This window comes from Nocardia sp. NPDC050799 (genome assembly GCF_040654015.1).
Lineage (GTDB): Bacteria > Actinomycetota > Actinomycetes > Mycobacteriales > Mycobacteriaceae > Nocardia.
In genome coordinates this window covers 199,692-218,957 of the sequence record NZ_JBFAHF010000006.1, presented here as the reverse complement: position 1 = coordinate 218,957, position 19,266 = coordinate 199,692, and the positions used below count along the sequence as shown (strand labels likewise).

Annotated in this window: 14 protein-coding genes; 10 read left to right on the top strand and 4 right to left on the bottom strand. The window is 68.7% G+C overall.

Going from position 1 to position 19,266, the window contains the following annotated elements:
- The gene (locus tag AB0H42_RS09265; RefSeq protein WP_357052215.1) at positions 1 to 1,062 is read right to left on the bottom strand and encodes an NrtA/SsuA/CpmA family ABC transporter substrate-binding protein; all 1,062 of its coding nucleotides are present in this window, start codon (positions 1,060 to 1,062) and stop codon (positions 1 to 3) included.
- A gap of 268 nt (positions 1,063 to 1,330) precedes the next feature.
- On the opposite strand from AB0H42_RS09265, the gene AB0H42_RS09260 reads away from it, so the two are divergent.
- The 10 genes from AB0H42_RS09260 (at position 1,331) to AB0H42_RS09215 (ending at position 14,956) form a co-directional block, all read left to right on the top strand.
- Positions 1,331 to 2,086, top strand: coding sequence for an IclR family transcriptional regulator (locus tag AB0H42_RS09260; RefSeq protein WP_357052211.1), 756 nt, complete (start codon positions 1,331 to 1,333; stop codon positions 2,084 to 2,086).
- A gap of 222 nt (positions 2,087 to 2,308) precedes the next feature.
- Complete coding sequence (locus AB0H42_RS09255) at positions 2,309 to 3,514, top strand: epoxide hydrolase family protein (protein ID WP_357052208.1); 1,206 nt, start codon at positions 2,309 to 2,311, stop codon at positions 3,512 to 3,514.
- 239 nt (positions 3,515 to 3,753) lie between these two features.
- Positions 3,754 to 4,107 (top strand): L-rhamnose mutarotase, encoded by a 354-nt coding sequence (locus tag AB0H42_RS09250; RefSeq protein ID WP_357052205.1) that lies wholly within the window; start codon positions 3,754 to 3,756, stop codon positions 4,105 to 4,107.
- Positions 4,108 to 4,162: 55 nt separating this feature from the next.
- Positions 4,163 to 5,527 (top strand): MFS transporter, encoded by a 1,365-nt coding sequence (locus AB0H42_RS09245; protein ID WP_357052202.1) that lies wholly within the window; start codon positions 4,163 to 4,165, stop codon positions 5,525 to 5,527.
- A 1-nt stretch (position 5,528) separates the two neighbouring features.
- Positions 5,529 to 6,716 (top strand): L-rhamnose isomerase, encoded by a 1,188-nt coding sequence (rhaI, locus tag AB0H42_RS09240; RefSeq protein ID WP_357052199.1) that lies wholly within the window; start codon positions 5,529 to 5,531, stop codon positions 6,714 to 6,716.
- 34 nt (positions 6,717 to 6,750) lie between these two features.
- Positions 6,751 to 8,787, top strand: a complete 2,037-nt coding sequence (locus AB0H42_RS09235) for a bifunctional aldolase/short-chain dehydrogenase (RefSeq protein ID WP_357052196.1) — start codon at positions 6,751 to 6,753, stop codon at positions 8,785 to 8,787.
- Complete coding sequence (locus tag AB0H42_RS09230) at positions 8,784 to 10,235, top strand: rhamnulokinase family protein (RefSeq protein WP_357052193.1); 1,452 nt, start codon at positions 8,784 to 8,786, stop codon at positions 10,233 to 10,235. Before AB0H42_RS09235 ends, AB0H42_RS09230 begins: the two co-directional genes overlap by 4 nt.
- Entirely contained in the window at positions 10,235 to 11,482 is a 1,248-nt protein-coding gene (locus AB0H42_RS09225; protein ID WP_357052190.1) for an alpha-hydroxy acid oxidase, read from the top strand. Before AB0H42_RS09230 ends, AB0H42_RS09225 begins: the two co-directional genes overlap by 1 nt.
- 55 nt (positions 11,483 to 11,537) lie before the next feature.
- Positions 11,538 to 12,524 carry a LacI family DNA-binding transcriptional regulator gene (locus AB0H42_RS09220; RefSeq protein WP_357052291.1) on the top strand — a complete coding sequence of 329 codons (987 nt, stop codon included), beginning with the start codon at positions 11,538 to 11,540 and terminating at the stop codon, positions 12,522 to 12,524.
- Between the two features lie 413 nt (positions 12,525 to 12,937).
- On the top strand, positions 12,938 to 14,956 hold the full coding sequence (locus AB0H42_RS09215) for a polyprenyl synthetase family protein (protein WP_357052187.1): 2,019 nt from the start codon (positions 12,938 to 12,940) through the stop codon (positions 14,954 to 14,956).
- 73 nt (positions 14,957 to 15,029) lie between these two features.
- On the opposite strand, the gene AB0H42_RS09210 is transcribed toward AB0H42_RS09215, so the two are convergent.
- The 3 genes from AB0H42_RS09210 to AB0H42_RS09200 all read right to left on the bottom strand — a co-directional run bounded on the left by AB0H42_RS09210 (position 15,030) and on the right by AB0H42_RS09200 (position 19,246).
- Positions 15,030 to 15,863, bottom strand: a complete 834-nt coding sequence (locus AB0H42_RS09210; protein ID WP_357052184.1) for a hypothetical protein — start codon at positions 15,861 to 15,863, stop codon at positions 15,030 to 15,032.
- Complete coding sequence (locus AB0H42_RS09205; protein ID WP_357052181.1) at positions 15,860 to 16,465, bottom strand: ABC transporter ATP-binding protein; 606 nt, start codon at positions 16,463 to 16,465, stop codon at positions 15,860 to 15,862. The genes AB0H42_RS09210 and AB0H42_RS09205 overlap by 4 nt, the downstream gene beginning before the upstream one ends.
- Positions 16,466 to 16,678: 213 nt before the next feature.
- Positions 16,679 to 19,246, bottom strand: a complete 2,568-nt coding sequence (locus tag AB0H42_RS09200; protein WP_357052178.1) for an AAA family ATPase — start codon at positions 19,244 to 19,246, stop codon at positions 16,679 to 16,681.
- Positions 19,247 to 19,266: the final 20 nt, after the last annotated feature.

Below are 19,266 nucleotides of genomic sequence, written 5' to 3'. Positions count from 1 at the left end.
TCATTTCCCCGTGGTCGGTGCGGGCCGATTCCCGGCGGCGGCGAGTTTTTCCTCGAGCGGATAGAAGACGTCCGCCGCGGTGACGGCCCGGGTGATCACACCGTTCTCGTAGAACAGATCCGCCACTCCCTGCAGGTCGGCTGCGTCCTCGGCGGTCGGGTAGTGCGGCACCGACGCCCGCCGCCCGAGGTCGATCGCGCGTTCGAGCCGTTCACCGGACAGCGCGCGCGGTCCGGCCTTCTCGAACACGTTCTCGAAGTCCTCGGGGTGGGCCCGCTGACGTTCGACCAGATGCTGCAAGGTCTCGAGATACTTCGCGGCGACGTCGGGCCGCTTGTCGAGCACCTCGGTGCGGAACGCGACGATCGTATTGTCCGTCGAGCCGACGGTGGCCTCGGTGGCGATCTCGACGGCCCCGCGGGCCTTGGCTTCCGCGTACGGATCATTGAACGATGCCCACGCGTCGACCTGCCCGGTGGAGAAGGCGGAGGCGGCGTCCGATATCTGCAGCGGAACCCGTTCGACCCGGTCGAACGGAATCCCGGCCTGCTCCAACGCCTTCAGCGTGATGTATTCACCCTTGCCCGCCGGATTGACCGCGATTCGCTTACCGACGAGGTCTTTCACCTCCCGGATCCCCGAGTCCGGCGAGGCGATGATGCCGGCCTGATCCTGATCCACCGGGTCGGCGACCGCGATGATCCGCACGCCGACATCTTTGGACAGCGCGCCGACAACCGGGCTGTAGGCGCCACCGGAGACATCGAGCTCGCCGGCGTTGAACAACTTGAGGTTCGCGCTGAACGAAGGCGGAGCGTTGACCCACTCGATCTTCGCGCCCAGCGGAGCGAGCGCTTCGTCGAAAGTGCCGTCTCGCTTGGCGACGGCGAGCGGACCGGAATTGCCTTCGTCTGTGACCTTGAGGACAAAGGTGGGTGCGCCGTCCGCTGCGGAATCGTCCGACCCCGCTCCGCCGGAGCCACACGCGGCGGCAACCAGCGCAACGACGGGGAGGATCGCGAGAGCGGCGCGCACTCGAGGTGGTCGGCGGTGGGGGCGCATCGGAATCGGCTCCTAGTCGGGCGAGGGCTGGTACTCGAGGAAGCTATGCGGCGGTCAGGCAGGTGCCCACCCTTACCTTTCCGTTGACCGGAAAGCTTGACTCGAGTACCGGATATGTGTTTATTCGCCCCAGCGCGCAAATTCCGCGAAAAAGCCCGGATACGAGTCACGGCGGGTACTCGGTAATTGCTGCAGGTGTATCAATGCTTTTCCACAATCCGGAAAATTCGATGACCGAAATGCTCGCCTTCCGTGCTAGCTTCACCATGTGGAGTCCAGATCCTCAGCCAACGGCCAACTCCAGTCCGTCACACGCGCTCTGGCCGTCCTCGCCTGCTTCCGCAACGGCGAAGACCTCGGCGTCTCCGAGATCGCCCGGCGGCTGGACCTGCCGGTGAGCACTACCCATCGCCTGCTCTCCGCGCTTGTCGAGGCAGGCTTCCTCGACAAGATAGATTCGCCCACCCGGTACCGATTGGGGACCGCGCTGGCCGAATACGGTCAGATCGCCTATCGGCAGCACCGCATCCACCTGGCGGAACCGCACCTCGAGGAGCTGGCGAGGATCACCGGCGCCAAAGCGTCCATCGCCGCGCGGCACGGTAACGATGCCGTGCTGCTGGGGACCAGCAGCTGGCGCGAGGCGGACGGCCATGAACTGCAAGGCCTCCGGCTTCCCCTCCACGCCAGCGCACTCGGCAAAGTGCTCTTGGCCTGGGCGCAGACCGGCGAGGACGAGTTGACCCGGTTGCCGTACGACCGCGGTACCGCACGGTCGATTTCCGGGCCGGTGGAGCTCGGCAAGGAACTCGCTCATACACGGGAACGCGGCTACGCGTTCAACGACGAAGAGCTGGTGCACGGATTCCGGACCATCGGTGTGCCGGTAGGTGACGAGTCGGGACAGGTCCGGTTCGCCCTCGGGCTGCGTGGGCCGGTCGAGCTGATGATCGACGAGCGGGTTCCGTTCTTCGTCGACCTCGCGAAAGTCACCGCCCGTGAGATCGCGGGCGTCCTCCGCTGAGAGCTCCCAGCAGGATGTCAGCTTGTTGATCTGGTGTTTTCTCGCTGGGTGTCAGTGGGTTTCGGCCTCCGGCAGAGCGTGGGTGACTACCGCGTCGTCGGAAACCGGCGAATCAGCAGATGCGCCGCCCTCGGTCCACCGCACCGAGTTCCAGGTCGGCCGGGCAGTCATCTTCCCGATAGCGGACCGCGCGTCCGGTCGTATTATCGGTGGGTTCGCGATATGGGCGGCGGTGGCCGCAAACCGGATCACGAGGAGTCGCGCGTGCCCGCCGAGCTCGCACCGTTCACCATCGATATCCCCGAGCACGAACTCACCGATCTCCGCGCGCGGATACGCGCGACACGGTGGCCGGACCGGGAGACGGTCGCGGACTGGTCCCAGGGGGTGCCGCTGCAGGTGATGCGTGATCTCGCCGGTTACTGGGCGGAAGAATACGACTGGCGGCGCTTCGAGCGACAGATGGCACAGATCCCGCAGTACCTTGCGCGCATCGACGGCCTGGACATCCACTTCCTGCACCTCCGATCATCACACCGCGACGCGTTGCCTCTTGTCATCACCCATGGCTGGCCCGGCTCGTTCGTGGAGTTCCTCGAAATTCTCGAGCCTCTGACGAACCCGCCGGACGGCGCACGGGCCTTTCACCTCGTGGTGCCGTCGGTGCCCGGCTACGGGTTCAGCTCTCGCCCTGCCGTTCCCGGTTGGGGAATCGAGAGGATCGCGAGGACGTGGGCGCGATTGATGGAGATCCTGGGATACCCCCGCTACGGTGCGGCCGGCGGCGATTGGGGCACGAGCATCAGCACGCTGCTCGGGGTCCAGGATCGCGAGCATGTCTGTGGCATCCATCTGACGCCTCCGCTGGTGGCTCCGGATACCGCGACATTCGATTCGCTGACCGAGTCCGAACGCGCGGGCCTGGAGGTGCTGGACAACGCCGCAGACGGGTCCGGATACGCGGCAATGCATTCCACTCGCCCGCAGACGCTGGGCTACTCGCTGGCGGACTCGCCCGTGGGCCAAGCCGCGTGGATCTTCGAGAAACTGTGGGCCTGGGCGGATCACAGCGGTGACGTCTTCTCGGTACTGGACCGTGACCGGGTTCTCGACAACATCACGCTCTACTGGCTGACCAGAACCGGCGCATCCGCTACGCGACTGTACTGGGAGAGTTTTGCGACCGTGGACGCGTGGTTCACCGAGGGAACCACCGACTCGATCACCGTGCCGACGGGCGCGGCGATCTTCCGCGATACACCGCGTCCGTCGCGGCGCTGGGCCGAGCGCCGGTTCACGAATATCAGGTATTGGAGCGAACCCGAACGCGGCGGCCACTTCGCCGCCTTCGAACAGCCACAGCTGTTCGTCCGCGAACTACGGGCTTCGTTCGACGCTCTGCTGAGGAGCGAGCGAGGTCGGCCGTGAGAAGAAATCCTTGCCCCTATCCACCCGCACCGCCGCCGGAAGCCCCCGCCGGCCCGTAGGGCTCCCGCTGCGAGACCGCCGCCCGTACCGCGGCCAGAATGCTTTCACGGCGGCGTATGGAAGCAGCTCGTACCCGGTCCCCGGTCGGTGACCGGGAGAGGGTTGACTACGTCACCATCCAGGCCGTACGGTGGGCCCAATCACATATTGAAACGTTTCAACGATGAGGCGGAACCCCGATGCCCGATACCATCGAACGAGTCTGTTTCCTGCTGACGTTGCGTCCGGAACGGACCGGCGACTATCTGGCCGCCCACGCCACGGTGTGGCCGGACATGCTGGATGCGCTGCGCGCGGCGGGCTGGACGAACTACTCGCTGTTCCTTCGGCCGGAAGATGGCCTGGTCGTGGGCTACCTGGAGACGCCGGACTTCGCGCGGGCCCGGGCCGCGATGGCGGCCACCGAGGTCAACGCGCGCTGGCAGGCGACGATGACCGAGTACTTCCAGGCGCCCGCGGTCGCGCCGGGGAAGCCGGGTGCGCGGCCGGACGAGACGATGCACCGCCTCACCGAGTACTTCCACCTGGACTGAGCCGACGGCTCGCCCCGACTTCCCCCTGAGAACCCGCTAGACCCTGAGGAAGACCATGAAGGTAGGCGCACGAACCACCACCGGGTGGAAAGCGACGATTTCCGTCGCGATGTCCAATTACATCGAGGCGGGTTCCATCATCGCCATCGCCACGAGCCTGACCTTCTGGCAGGACGCGTTCGGCATCAGCAATTTCGCCGTCGGACTGCTGGCCGCATTGAGCGCCAATGCCTTCGGCGCGGCGATCGGCGCGGGTATCGGCGGGCCGCTCTGCGACCGCTTCGGACGTAAGGCGATCTACACCTACGACCTGCTGGTGTACATGGCGGGCGTGCTGCTCGCGACATTCGCGATGAACTTCGGGATGCTGCTGGCCGCCTTCGTGATCACCGGTATCGCGGTGGGGGCGGGGGTGCCGGCCTCCTGGACCTATATCGCCGAGCAGGCGCCCACCACCGACCGTGCCCGCCATGTCGGCACCGCGCAGCTGGCCTGGTCGGTCGGGCCGTTGGTCGGTTTCGCGCTGGCCGCCGCGCTGGCGCCGATGGGGTTGCTCGGGTCGCGGTTGATCTTCCTGCACCTGTTCGTGGTGGCGGCGGTGGTCTGGTGGATCCGGCAGGGTCTGACCGAATCCAAGATCTGGCAGGACGAAGCGGGATCCGGTGCGGGGGCGCCGGTGCGGTCGGCCACCGGCGGACAGGGATTGCGTGGGCTCTTCTCGCGCCGGATCAATATCACCGCGTTGCTCGTGCTGATGGGCATCTACGGTTTCTGGAACACCGTCGCCGGTCAGGCCGGTATCTTCATGCCGCGGGTCTACGACAGCGCGGGGGTAGACAGCGCTGTTCAGCAGAACCTGCTGCAGGTGCTGGTGTGGGGCTGCACCGTCGGGGCGACCTACTTCGGGTTCATGGCCTACGCCGACCGGATCTCCCAGCGACTGCTGTATGTGATCGGCGCGGCGCTCGGTGTACTGGCCTGGTGCGTACTGGTGTTCTTCACCGACGCCGGGATGCCGACGCTGCTGATCTTCGCGGTCTTGTGGGGCGTCTCCAGCGGTATCGGGGCGCAGGCCTTCTACAGCCTGTGGACCAGCGAACTCTTCGCTACTCCCTACCGCGCCAGCGCGCAGGGGTTCATGTTCTTCGTGGTGCGCTCGGCGACCGGCCTGCTGAGTTACTTCTTCCCGACCATGCTGGCCGCCACCGGGCTCACCGTGGTCGGTCTGCTGCTCATCGGCCTGCTCACCGTGGCCCTGGCGATCGGCGCGATCTTCGCCCCGCGAACCCAGGGCAAGACGCTGCGCGAGATCGAGGAGGAGCGCTACGGCAGCCCGGTCACCGGATCCGCGAGCGCCGGGGTGCTCCCCGAAACCGGGCTCGGTCACGGTCGCGCGGGTGCTCCGGTGGGAGGCCGCTGAGATGCCGAACCCGTCCGTTGCGAAAGGACTGTCGCCCGTGTCCCTCGACACCGCCCTGGAATCCCTCGCGATCGAACTGCCGTCCTGGGCCTTCGGCAATTCCGGTACCCGGTTCAAAGTGTTCGGCACCCCCGGCACCGCCCGCACAGTCCAGGAGAAGATCGCCGACGCGGCCACCGTGCACCGGCTCACCGGTCTCGCGCCCGCCGTGGCGTTGCATATCCCGTGGGACACGGTCGACGACTATGCCGCACTCGGCCGGTACGCCGCGGACCTCGGCGTGCGGCTGGGCACGATCAACTCCAACACCTTCCAGGACGACGACTACAAGCTCGGCAGCCTGACCCACACCGACAAGCGCATCCGCCAGAAGGCGATCGACCATCACCTGGCCTGCCTGGAGGTCATGGCGCAGACCGGCTCCCGGGACCTGAAGATCTGGCTGGCCGACGGCACCAACTATCCGGGGCAGGGCGATATCCGGGGCCGCCAGGACCGGCTCGCGGAATCGCTGTCGACCATCTACGAACACGTCGGCCCGGACCAGCGGCTGGTGCTCGAGTACAAATTCTTCGAACCGGCCATGTACATGACCGATGTGCCGGACTGGGGTACCGCCTACGCCCAGGTCAGCGCGTTGGGGGAGCGGGCGGTGGTATGCCTGGACACCGGCCATCACGCACCGGGCACCAATATCGAGTTCATTGTGGCGCAGCTGCTGCGGCTGCGGAAGCTGGGGTCGTTCGACTTCAACTCCCGCTTCTACGCCGACGACGACCTCATCGTGGGCTCCGCCGACCCGTTCCAGCTGTTCCGCATCCTGTTCGAGGTGTTGCGCGGCGGCGGGCTGGCGCCGGAGAACGGGGTGGCCCTGATGCTGGACCAGTGCCACAACATCGAGGACAAGATCCCCGGCCAGCTCCGCTCGGTGCTCAATGTCGAGGAGATGACCGCGCGGGCCGCGCTCGTCGATCTCGACGTACTCACCGCCGCGCAGGAGTCGGGCGATGTGCTCGGCGCCAACGCCGTGTTCATGGACGCGTTCTACACCGATGTCCGGCCGCGACTGGCGGCGCGCCGCGCCGAGCGCGGGCTGCCGGAGGACCCGATGGCCGCCTACGCCCGGTCCGGACAGCAGCAGCGGCTCGCCGCCGAACGCACCGGGCCCGCCGCCTCCTGGGGCGCCTGACCACACCGACCACCAGAAAGAGGACATATCTGTCATGACCCACCCCACGGTCGCGGAACTCGTCGCCCGGTCCAACCGGCTCGGCGCCGACCCGAAGAACACCAACTACGCGGGCGGCAACACCTCCGCCAAGGGCACCGACACCGACCCGGTGACCGGCGAGCCCGTCGAGCTGATGTGGGTCAAGGGCTCCGGCGGCGACCTCGGCACACTCACCGAGGCCGGCCTGGCGGTGCTGCGGCTGGACCGCCTGCGCGCCCTGACCGGCGTCTACCCGGGTGTGGACCGTGAGGACGAGATGGTCGCCGCGTTCGACTACACCCTGCACGGCCGCGGCGGCGCCGCCCCCTCCATCGATACCGCCATGCACGGCCTGGTGGAGGCGGCGCACGTGGATCATCTGCACCCCGACTCCGGGATCGCGCTGGCCACCGCCGCCGACGGCCCGGAGCTGACCGAGAAGATCTTCGGCGACCGGGTGGTGTGGGTGCCGTGGCGGCGCCCCGGTTTCCAGCTCGGCCTCGATATCGCCGAGATCCGCCGGCGCAACCCGCAGGCCGTCGGCACGATCCTCGGCGGGCACGGCATCACCGCCTGGGGCGATACCTCCGACGAGGCCGAGGCGCACTCGCGGGAGATCATCGACACCATCGAGCGCTTCCTGGCGGCGAATGGGAAGGCGGAGCCATTCGGGCCGGTGCTGCCCGGATACGAGGCGCTGCCGGAGTCGCAGCGCCGGGCGAAGGCGGCGGCGCTGGCGCCGTTCCTGCGCGGGCTGGCCTCCACCGACCGCCGCCAGGTCGGGCATTTCACCGATACCGCGCCGGTGCTCGAATTCCTCTCCCGCGCCGAGCATCCGCGACTGGCCGCCCTGGGCACCAGCTGCCCGGACCATTTCCTGCGCACCAAGGTCGCGCCGCTGGTGCTGGACCTCCCCGCCGACGCCTCGATCGAGCAGTGCACGCAGCGGCTCACCGAGCTGCACGAGACCTACCGGGCGGAATATCGCGCCTACTACGAGCGGCACGCCGACCCGGATTCGCCGGCCATGCGCGGTGCCGACCCGGCGATCGTGCTCGTTCCGGGCGTCGGCATGTTCAGCTACGGCGCGGACAAGCAGACCGCGCGGGTGGCCGGTGAGTTCTACCTGAACGCCATCAATGTCATGCGCGGTGCCGAGTCGGTGTCCCGGTACCGGCCGATCGACGAGTCGGAGAAATTCCGCATCGAATATTGGGCACTGGAGGAAGCCAAGCTGGCCCGGCGACCGCAGCCCAAACCGCTCGCCACCCGGATCGCGCTGGTCACCGGCGCGGCGTCCGGAATCGGCAAGGCCATCGCGCAGCGGCTGGCCGCCGAGGGCGCCTGCGTGGTGGTCGCGGACCGCGACGAAGCGAAGGCTGTCGAGGTCGCGGCCGAGATCGGCGCCGCCGACGTGGCGGTCGGTATCGGCGCCGATGTCACCGATGAGGGACAGGTCCGTGCCGCGGTGGATGCCGCGGTGCTCGCGTTCGGCGGCCTGGACCTGGTGGTCAACAATGCCGGTCTCTCGTTGTCGAAAACGCTGCTGGAGACCACCGAGGCGGACTGGGACCTTCAGCACGACGTCATGGCAAAGGGCTCGTTCCTGGTGTCCAAGGCGGCGGCGCGGGCGCTGATCGATCAGCGCATGGGCGGCGACATTCTCTACATCTCGTCGAAGAACTCGGTCTTCGCCGGACCGAACAATATCGCCTACTCCGCCGCCAAGGCCGATCAGGCGCACCAGGTGCGGCTGCTGGCCGCCGAACTCGGTGAGCACGGTGTCAAGGTGAACGGCATCAACCCCGACGGCGTGGTGCGCGGCTCCGGAATCTTCGCCGGCGGCTGGGGTGCGCAGCGCGCCGCCGTGTACGGCGTGGCGGAGTCCGAACTGGGCGCCTTTTACGCCCAGCGCACCCTGCTCAAGCGGGAAGTGCTGCCCGAACACATCGCCAATGCCGCGTTCGCGCTGTGCGGTCCGGATTTCTCGCACACCACCGGTCTGCACGTGCCGGTCGACGCCGGGGTCGCCGCGGCGTTCCTGCGATGAGCGCCACCGGCGCGGTCGCCGCCGTCGATCTCGGCGCCACCAGCGGCCGGGTCATGCTGGCCCGGGTCGGTCCCGGCCGCATCGCCATGCGGCAGGTCGCCCGGTTCGCCAACGACCCGCTGCCGCTGTGGCACGGCGATCGAGAGGCGCTGCACTGGGATCTCCCCGGTCTGTACCGGCATATCGGACGCGGCCTGGCCGAGGCCGCCCGGTTGGCGCCGGGCCTGCTGGGCGCCGGGATCGACTCGTGGGCGATCGATTACGGTCTGCTCCGGCACGGCGCGCCACTCGGGCTGCCCTACCACTACCGCGACACCCGTTCGGCCGCCGGTGTGGCGGCAGTACACGCGGTCGTGGACCCGCACGAGCTGTACCGCCGGAACGGACTGCAGTTCCTGCCCTTCACCACGATCTACCAGCTCGCCACCGATCGACTCCGGGGCGCACTCGACTCCGCGGACGAGGCACTGCTCATCCCGGACCTGCTGGGCTACTGGCTGACCGGTGTCCGGGTCACCGAACGCACCAACGCCTCCACCACCGGACTGCTCGGGCCGGCCGGCCACTGGGACGACGAGGTACGGACCCGGCTGGGTCTGCCGGACCTGTTCCCGGACGTGGTCCAACCCGGCACGACGCTGGGCCCGGTATTGCCCTCGGTTGCGGCGGCTTTCGGGCTGGACCGGGCGTTGACGCTGAGCACCGTCGCCTCGCACGACACGGCATCCGCCGTGGCCGCGGTACCGATGACGCCCGACGCCGCCGCCTATATCTCCTGCGGCACCTGGGGGCTGGTCGGAGTGGAACTGCCCGCGCCGCTGATCTCGGCGCCCGGACGGGAGGCCAACTTCACCAACGAGGCCGGACTCGACGGGCGTACCCGCTACCTGCGCAATGTCATGGGTTTGTGGCTGCTCAGTGAGTCGGTACGGCACTGGCAGCGCACCGATACCGCAGTGGACCTCGCCCGACTGCTCGCCGCGGCGGCCGACGCCCCCGCTCCGGCGGCCGTCTTCGACGTGGACGACCCGGTGTTCCTCACCCCCGGCGATATGCCCGCCCGGATCGCCGGCTGGTATACGACCCGGGCACTTCCGGCGCCGGACGGTCCCGTCCCGATGGTGCGTGCCATTGTGGAGAGCCTGGCCGCCGCCTTCGCCGCCGGAGTGCGGACCGCCCACGAGCTCACCGGCATCCCGGTGCGGACGATCCACCTCGTGGGCGGCGGCGCGCGCAACCCACTGCTGTGCCGGTTGCTGGCCGGGCACGCCGGTGTACCGGTACTGGCCGGCCCCGTGGAGGCGACCTCGCTCGGAAATATTCTGGTGCAGGCCCGCACACACGGTCTGCTGCACGGCGATGTGGACGCGTTGCGCGCCGAGGTGACCGCCGCATTCCCGCCGCGGCGCTACGAGCCACGCACCGAACCCGTCAGGAAAGCAGGCTGATGAAACGACAGCTACCCAAACCCCGTGATCTCGCGCCGCTGATGCGGCTCGAGAAGCCGCGCATAGGCGTGCAGCGGCGGCTCGACGCCGCGCTCACCATCGAGGACCTCCGCCGTATCGCCAAAAGGCGCACCCCGCGCGCCGCCTTCGACTACACCGACGGCGCCGCGGAAGGTGAGATCTCCCTGGACCGTGCGCGGCAGGCGTTCCTCGATATCGAATTCCACCCGGCGATCCTGCGCGACGTCTCCAAGGTCACCACCGGCTGGGAAGTCCTCGGCGGACCGGTATCGCTGCCGTTCGGTATCGCCCCCACCGGCTTCACCCGGATGATGCAGACCGAGGGCGAGTACGCGGGCGCCCGGGTGGCGGGCCGCGCCGGAATCCCGTTCTCCCTCTCCACCATGGGCACCGCCTCCATCGAGGATGTGGCCGCGGCGAACCCGCGCGGCCGCAACTGGTTCCAGCTCTACATGTGGAAGGACCGCGACCGCTCCATGGCGCTGGTCGAGCGCGCCGCCGCCGCGGGCTTCGACACCCTGCTGGTCACGGTGGATGTCCCCGTGGCCGGTGCCCGTTTGCGCGACACCCGCAACGGAATGTCGATCCCTCCCGCACTCACCCCGTCCACCGTGCTCGACGCACTACCCCGGCCGCGCTGGTGGATCGACTTCCTCACCACCGAACCGCTGGCCTTCGCCTCGCTGGACCGCTGGTCGGGCACCGTGGCAGAGCTGCTCGACTCCATGTTCGACCCGACGGTGAACTTCGAGGATCTGGCGTGGATTCGCGACCAGTGGCCCGGCAAGGTGGTCGTCAAGGGCATCCAGACCCTCGCCGACGCCCGGGCCGCGGTGGACACCGGCGTCGACGGCCTCGTGCTCTCCAACCACGGCGGCCGCCAACTGGACCGGGCGCCCGTACCGTTCCACCTGCTGCCCGAGGTCGCCCGGGAGCTCGGGCGGGATACCGAGATCGTCCTCGACACCGGCATCATGTCCGGCGCCGATATCGTGGCCTCGATAGCGCTCGGCGCCCGTTTCACTCTCATCGGCCGCGCCTACCTGTACGGCCTGATGGCCGGCGGCGAAGCCGGGGTGAACCGAGCGGTGAAAATCCTCACCGGACAGGTCGAGCGCACCATGCGGTTGCTCGGCGTCACCTGCCTGGAGGAACTGACACCACAGCATGTGACCCAGCTGACCAGGCTTGCCCCGCGCCCGATACCCGGCCAAGATCGAGTGTGAGCAGGCCGCGGCGATGCCTGCGCGGACAGAGGAGGTGCCGGCGCCGGTGGTGAGCATGCGGGAGGTCGCCGCCGCGGCGTCGGTATCGGTCGGCACCGTCTCCAATGTGCTCAACGCGCCCGACAAGGTCGCGCCCGCCACCGTCGACCGGGTTCTCGCCGCCATCGATCGGCTGGGTTTCGTCCGCAACGATGCCGCTCGTCAGCTCAAGGCGGGCCGCTCCCGCTGCGTCGGCCTGGTGGTGCTCGATATCGGCAACCCCTTCTTCTCCGACGTGGCCCGCGCCGCCCAGCAGCGCGCCGCCGAACACGACCTCGTCGTGCTGCTGGGCTCCAGCGACGACGACCCGCACCGTGAACGTCGCTACCTCGAAACTTTCGACGAACAGCGCGTTTTCGGGCTCCTCATCTCACCGTCCGGAGAGGATCAGCACCGGCTCGTCGCTCTGCACAACCGCGGTGTGCCGGTGGTACTGGTGGACCGTGACGGGCACGGCACGCCGTTCTCGTCGGTCGCCGTGGACGATATCGCCGGCGGTGAGCTGGCCGTGCGGCACCTCTGTGCCGGCGGCCGCCGGCACATCGCCGTGATCGGCGGTCCGGCCTCGCTGACGCAGGTGGCGGATCGCCGGGCCGGCGCCCAACGCGCCGCGGCCGAATATCCCGGTGTCACGCTCACTGTCGTCGACACCCCGGCCATGACCGTGCTCGCCGGTCGCGCCGCCGGCGAGCGTCTCGCCGCCCGGCCCCCCGGCGACCGGCCCGACGCCGTGTTCTGCGTCAACGACCTGCTCGCGATCGGTGTGCTGCAGGCCCTCACACTGCACGGCGTCGAGGTACCCGGCGACGTCGCGCTGGTCGGCTACGACGATATCGACTTCGCCCAGTCCGCGGTCGTCCCGCTCACCTCCATTCGTCAACCTCGGGCCGATATCGGCTCCGTCGCCGTCGACCTGCTGGTCACCGCGGCGGATGGGGGAGCGCAACCGGAGCACGTCTGTTTCCGCCCATATCTGGTCGAGCGCGCCTCCACTGCCGGCTGAGCCGGCTCGACGGCGGCCGGCCACTCGGCCACTCGGTGACAGCGCGATTCGGCATTCCGAGTGGGGACCGCCGGCTCTACGCCGACGGTCAGGCCCGCACCCACCACGGCGGTTGCGGGTCGCGGCCCGGTGCGAAATCACTGCGTGACACCCACCGTATGGCCGTCGGCATCACCGCATTCCCCGCAGCCGGCGAGGCCGTGCATATCGAGCGGGGACGTATCGGGCCGCACCAGAATGACCGGACCGGCGGCCGTTCCCGTGGCGCGGTGCGCACCACCACCGCGTGGCGGTCGCCGGCCAGGTGCGGTGAACGTCGAAGTCGTTCGATACCAACACTTTTGCGGGCGGGTGGTGACAGACTGACCGGCGGTGTTAGTAGATGTCCGATCCAGCAAGTCAGGAGTGCCCTCGTGCCACGTGAAATCGACTCGGCTGTCTTCCCGCATCTGGAGGCGGATCTGGACCGCGTCCGCGGCCTTCTCGGACCTGTTCGACTGGAGAGCAGACCGGAACTGACCGCACTCACAGACGAAGGGCCGGGTACCTCGCGCCGTCTGGTCCGCCCGACTCTGACCCTACTGTCGTACTACCTGCTCACCGATCCCGATGCGCCGGCCGCCGACCGGGCGGTGCACGCCGCTGCCGCCGTGGAGATGATGCATCTGGGGTCGCTCTACCACGACGATGTCGTCGATCACGCGGACCAGCGCCGCGGCCACCCCAGTGCCAACGCGGTGTGGGGATCGCATATGGCCGTACTGGGTGGGGACGCGGTGACGTTCTCGGGCCTGCGCATGCTGGCCGAACTCGGCCCGCGCGAGGTTCTCGCGGCGACGATCGCGGGCGAGCAGATGTGCGCGGGCATGGTGATCGAGGCCGCCGACCTCTACGTGCCCTCCCGCACCGAGCAGTCCTATCTGGACACGATCGACGGTAAGACGGCGGCAGTGCTGTCGCTGGCATGCCGGGTGGGCGCGATGCAGGCCGGCCGCTCCGAGGACGAAGAAGAGGCGTTGGCGCTGTTCGGCCGGCACTTCGGACTGGCCTACCAGCTGTACGACGACATCCTCGATCTGACCTCGACCGCCGCGGAGATGGGCAAGCCCGTCAATGCGGATCTGCCCGAGGGCATCTACACACTTCCGGTGATCCGCGCGGCCGCCCACGACCGGGACCTGGCCCGCCTGCTGCGCGGCAGAATGACGGGGGAGCAAGTCGCGCGGGCCCGGGAACTGGTCATCGCCTCCGGCGCGGTCGACGAAGCCCGGGCGGTGGCCGACGAATTCATCGACAAGGCCGCAGGTCGGCTCGCCGACCTGCCCGCCGCCGCGGACGCCCGCCGAGCGATGACCGCCTACATCCGGTCGATCCTCGACCGGCGCCCTTCTCACCTCGCGGCCTCCCGGCCACTGACGCGGGCCCCCGAAGCCCCGGTCGGCGACCTCCCACCGCGAGTCGCGGAATGGTTGACGAGCTGGTTGGTCGATACCGGCCTCGCTACCTCCGCGGCCGAGGCCGACTACCACCGGTGGACAGGAGCGATCCGGAGCCGGGCACGAATTCTGGCCCCGGCGGCGGACGCGGCCCGCGAACAGACCGCCTACGGCATGGCCGTGCTGGCCCTCATGTGGGACGACCTCTTCGAGGATCCGCAGCTGACCGATCCGGAAGACGTGACCGCGCTGCGGCGTGGCATGGTGGCGACACTGCGCCAGGATCCGGAGGCACCGTGGCGGTCGGGCGCGATTCCGACGGCATGGGCGAGCTTGTGGCCGCGCTTGCGCGAGGGCCGCACCGCCCGCTGGCAGGAGCGGTTCCTCGACGGCATCGAGAAGTGGTTCGAGGCCGCCGAACGCGAAGCACACCATCGCATCAACGGCTATATTCCCGCCACCGCCGACTACCTGCCACTGCGGATGTCGACCAGTGGGCTGGAAACCGCCATCGCCGTCATGGAGATGTATCACGACCGGGAACTGCCCGCGAAACTGCGCAACCATCCCGTCATCCGCCGTCTCGAGGAACTCGGCTTCTGGGTGACCTTCGTGGAGAACGACCTGGTGGGGTTGGCGCAGGACGAGGCCGACCGAGTCCCCTACAACCTGGTCAGGGCGGTCCGTCACGAGACGGGCTGCACCCGCGGCGAAGCCGTCGAGCAGGTGCGGCGCCAGGTCGCCGAGCATCGCGCCCAGTTCGAGGCAGCGATCCGCTACGTTCCCACGCTCTTCCGCGTACTTCCCGGCCTGTCGGGCCGCGGGACGGACTACGCGGAGATGTACGGAAGTATGGCGAGAATGGGGCTCTGGGGACGCGAGAGCGATAGGTACACGCCGACCTCGACTTCCGTGACGTCTGCGGCGCCGGACCTGGAACGCTTGCGCCGTGAGGTCTACTACCGGACCGCCGAACCGGCTCCTGCCGTGCTGTAGCTCGCGCAGCCGGCAAAGCAAGGGCGCGTCTGTCCCGGGCTGTCCGCCAGTGCGGACAGCCCGGGATACGCGCTCAGTGTTTCGCCGGCTGTCCGGACTTCGCCGACCCCGGGGTGCGGAATCCGGAGAGGTGAATCCACCGCGTGGGTCCGAGGGACGAGCGGGTGCGCAGATGGAAAGCGACCAGTCCGGCGAGGGCGCTCGCGGTGAACCAGACCAGTTGCACGGCGAAACCCGCGAAGGGCATGGTGTCGGCGAAACCGGCTGCGGTGGAGGCCTGCATCGCACCGTAGGAGGGCAGCCAGCGTACGAATTCGCTGTCCGCGCCGCTACTGGCGATGGGGTTCTGCACGGCCATGTCGAAACAGCTGATCATCGCTATGGCGAACATGCCCTCCACTTCGCGGCGCAGCAGTGCGCCGAGAGCGACACCCAGCGCCCCGTAGGTCATCGCCGCGCAGAACAGTGCCGCGGCGAGCTGCACAGGCCGTTGCGGCGACCAGTAGCAGCAGATGACAGCGGTGGCATAGGCGCAGACCCCCAACGAGGCCACCACCAGGCAGGCGATTTTCGCGAGAGCCAGTGCCACCCGGGGAAATCCGGCCATCGACAGACGCCGGTCGAAAGCTCCGCTGCTGAAAGTCGCCGCGAACATCATGAACCCGATGATCAGCGAGACCGCGGTGAGGGCGCCGCTGATCTGGGCGAGCTCATTGCCATCGGCCCGCAGTACGAGACCGGTGTCCCGGAGCCGGAACGGTACCTCGATATCCGTGACGGCCACGCGCACCAGAGTGATCAGCACGGGAACGAATACGGCCACCAACACCATGGCGAACCGGTTACGCGCGTGCTCGACGAGGCCGTAGCGCGTAGCGATCAGGAACAGTCGCACTCCGTCGCTCATCCGGCTGCCTCCTTGCTGCTCCGGAGAACACCCTCCTGCAACCGCCACACCTGATCCAGCTTGTCGGTGTCGTGGGCCAGATGCGAGACGACCAGCACCGACCGGCCGGTATCCCGAAATTCCGCGACCAGGTCCCAGAAACGCAGATACGTCTCCCAGTCGAAACCCTGATACGGCTCGTCGAGCAACAGGACCTGCGGATCGTGCATCACCGCGAGCGTGAGGTTGAGCTTCTGCCGGGTGCCGCCGCTCAGCGTGGCGACCCGCTCACCGGAATATTCGGAGAAGCGCAGGATTTCCATGGTTTCCTCGGCCCGCCGCAGGTCCGGGACGGCGTAGGCCGCGGCGAAGAAGTCCAGGTGCTGGCGAACTGTGAACGCATCGTTCAGAACCACCTGCTGGGGGCAGTAGCCGAACCGCCCACGGTGCCGGACCACCCCGCGGTCCGGTCGCAACTCTCCGGAGAGCACCTTCAACAAAGTCGACTTGCCGACGCCGTTCTCGCCGACGATTCCTACCAGCGCCCCGGCGGGCAACACGATGTCGATGCCGCGCAACACCGACCGCCTGCCGTACGAATGGTGGACGTCCTCCACTTCCATCAACGCCCCTTGCCTTCCGCCGACGTAGTGGCCGGTTCGCCGCACGCATGCTATCAACGAACCGGCAGGAGGAAGGCGAAATCATCTTTCGCGCAAGGCATATGCGCCCGAAACCGATTGCGGGAGGCGTGGCATCCGCTGGAATCAGAGCATATCCACGACACTCGGCGCTCCGGCGCAGTCCCGCGTGCGGGAGCGGGCTTCTTCATCCGGTCAGCGAAGACGAGGATTCGAACGGCCGCGCTGTGGCTTGCGTGCGGCTTCCTCGTTCACCTGCTCCTGTCGATCGGCAGGGACGAGGGAGCGGATAGCTGCTCGGGAGCCGATCATCAATTTGTGGAGTACAGCGGCCATTTGAGCGTCGACGGTCTTGGAGGAGCTGCCGCGCCGGACCGCGATGGCCGTGTTGGTCCACCCCGCCGCGGCGAGTACGGCGACCTCCTGCTCGGCCGCCGACAGTTGCTGCCACGGTGAGGGGCGGCTGCGCCGGACCGGATGTTCGACGGGCAACCTGTCCATGGACAGGTTGCCCAGGGCCAGTTGCGCCACTTCGCCGAACTCCGGCCGCAACAGCGCACCTTCCCGCTCCGCCTCCGTGAAGGCGTCGTCGTCCAGTACAGTCCGGGCGGTGTCCGCGGCGAGTTCGGTTTCGGTGGCGAACGGGCCGAGGTGGGCGATATCCACGCCGAGCCCTTCGCGGAGCGTGGCCCCGCCGCCGAGCAGGCGTGCGATATCGCGTGCCCGGGCCGTTACGGCGGCGGCGGGCTCATCGTCGGCGGCGCCGACCAGGCGGGCCAGCGTCCACGCCTGGATGTGCACGGCCCACACCGCGCCCCACCGGTCGCGCATCGCGACCTGATCGGACAATGTCGCGCGCCCCACGGCGAGCGCCTCGCCCGTGTCGCCGTGTTTACTCGACGCGATCGCCCATGCCAGCCGCGCCCAGCAGATCGCCCACTGGGCACCGGAGCGCTCGGCGTTGCGGAGGTGGGCGCGGCAGGTTTCCAGCGCTTGTTCGGCGGTGCCGAAGAACGCGGCGGCCAGCGCTTCGAACAGTTCGCTCATCGCGGCACCGCCCTCGTCTCCCTCGGCGGTGAAACGCGCCCGCGACCGGGCCAGGACGGCGATCGCCCGCGGATCGCGGCGGATCAGCATCAGCTCGGCACCGCGGGCGAATTCGACCGCGGCGGGGAGCCCGAGATCCACCTCGGGTTCCGCGCGCCAGCGCACTCGGTCCGCGGCGTCGGGCACGCAGCGGGCGACGCATTCGTCGAGCATCCGTGCGGCCTCGCGGGGCAATCCCTGGCACAGGCTGATCCAGGCGATCAGTGACATCGCCCCGACCTGCAGCGGCACCGGCTCAGGGTCGAGGTCCCGGGTTGCCGCGAGTGCGCGCTCGGCCCACCGGCGTGGTTCCCGCAACGAGCCGGTGAAGAACGGGATGCGCAAGGCGATGAGCCCGGCGGCGATCTCGAGTCCGACCGCCGCCTCGCCCGGCGTGGCGATACTGCTCTCCAGGGCCGACTGCAGGTTGTCCCAGGCCGCCCGGGCCCAATCGAGCAGCGCCTGCTCGTCGGGCCCGAACCAGCCGGCCCGGGCCGCGGCCACCTTGTCGCGGTAGTAGCGGTGGTGCCTGCGCGCCAGCCGGTCGGCCTCCGCACCGTGGTCTCGCAGGCGTTGCTGGGCGAAGAGCCGAATGGTTTCGGCCATCGAATATCGCACCGTGGTCTCGGTCAGGTGGATCGACACCAGGGACTGATCCACCAACCGCAGCAGCAGGTCTTCGATCTCGGCACGGGCCAATCCGTCCGCGCGGCCGGTGTCGTCGTCGGCGCAGACCGCTTCGATGGCTTCCAGTTCGGCGCCGACGTCCTGTCCGGCCGCGTCGGCGCTGTCGGTGCCGATGTCGTACCCGGCCGCGAACACCGACAGGCGGTCGAACAACAGCTGTTCCTTGTCCCGGCAGAGATCGTAGGACCAGGCGATGACATCGCGGATGCCCCGATGCCGGACGTCCGCTCCGACTCTGGGGCCGTTCTGCCACTGCAATCGCCGGTCGCCCGCCACACCGCTGAGATCACGCAGGATCATCGGCAGCGGTTGACGCGACAGTCGTGCGGCCGCCAGCCGGATATAGAGCGGGTGATTGTGTACACGCCGGCAGATCGCGGCAGCCAGGTCGCTCTCCTCATCGGCGAGCGTATGCCCGACGAGGTCGGCGCGGGCACAGAACAAGGCCAGCGCCTGCTCGTGCGACAGCGCGGGCACCGGCACCAGCTGTTCGTCGACCCACCCGATCGCCTCGCGGCTGGTGGCCAGCACGGTGAGCCCGGGTGCCGCGTCGAGTAGGCCGGCGATCACTGCGCCCGCACCGTCGAGCACATGTTCGCAGTTGTCCATGACCAGGATCGTCTGCGCATTCCGCCCGGCCGCGTCACGGCGGCGCAGTGTGTCCAGTACCGCGTCCCATGCCGACCTCCCGGAGAAATCGGCCTCGATCACCGAGCCCGCGACCTGTTCCTCCACCGCTGTCGCGGCCGCGCCCCGCGGCAGTACGGCCAACCGCACCCAGTGCACCGGGACGCGCCGCGCCCGTTGGAAGCGCTGGACGGCCTCGGTCGCCAATCGGGTCTTTCCGATGCCACCCGCACCGATCAAGGTCACCAGGCGAGTGCTGCCCAGCAACGCCATCCCGATTTTTTCCAGCTCCCGATCGCGGCCCACGAAATCGCTGGCAGCCGCGGGCGGAAATCCGCTGACAGACGTTCGTCCTGCCGACACACGGGTAGCCTAGCGGAGTC

Bases quoted from the DNA above. Each gene is read 5' to 3' on its own strand.
- AB0H42_RS09265 (WP_357052215.1), bottom strand. From the start codon at position 1,062: ATGCGCCCCCACCGCCGACCACCTCGAGTGCGCGCCGCTCTCGCGATC.
- AB0H42_RS09255 (WP_357052208.1), top strand. From the start codon at position 2,309: ATGGGCGGCGGTGGCCGCAAACCGGATCACGAGGAGTCGCGCGTGCCC.
- AB0H42_RS09250 (WP_357052205.1), top strand. From the start codon at position 3,754: ATGCCCGATACCATCGAACGAGTCTGTTTCCTGCTGACGTTGCGTCCG.
- AB0H42_RS09245 (WP_357052202.1), top strand. From the start codon at position 4,163: ATGAAGGTAGGCGCACGAACCACCACCGGGTGGAAAGCGACGATTTCC.
- rhaI (WP_357052199.1), top strand. From the start codon at position 5,529: ATGCCGAACCCGTCCGTTGCGAAAGGACTGTCGCCCGTGTCCCTCGAC.
- AB0H42_RS09235 (WP_357052196.1), top strand. From the start codon at position 6,751: ATGACCCACCCCACGGTCGCGGAACTCGTCGCCCGGTCCAACCGGCTC.
- AB0H42_RS09230 (WP_357052193.1), top strand. From the start codon at position 8,784: ATGAGCGCCACCGGCGCGGTCGCCGCCGTCGATCTCGGCGCCACCAGC.
- AB0H42_RS09225 (WP_357052190.1), top strand. From the start codon at position 10,235: ATGAAACGACAGCTACCCAAACCCCGTGATCTCGCGCCGCTGATGCGG.
- AB0H42_RS09220 (WP_357052291.1), top strand. From the start codon at position 11,538: ATGCGGGAGGTCGCCGCCGCGGCGTCGGTATCGGTCGGCACCGTCTCC.
- AB0H42_RS09210 (WP_357052184.1), bottom strand. From the start codon at position 15,863: ATGAGCGACGGAGTGCGACTGTTCCTGATCGCTACGCGCTACGGCCTC.
- AB0H42_RS09205 (WP_357052181.1), bottom strand. From the start codon at position 16,465: ATGGAAGTGGAGGACGTCCACCATTCGTACGGCAGGCGGTCGGTGTTG.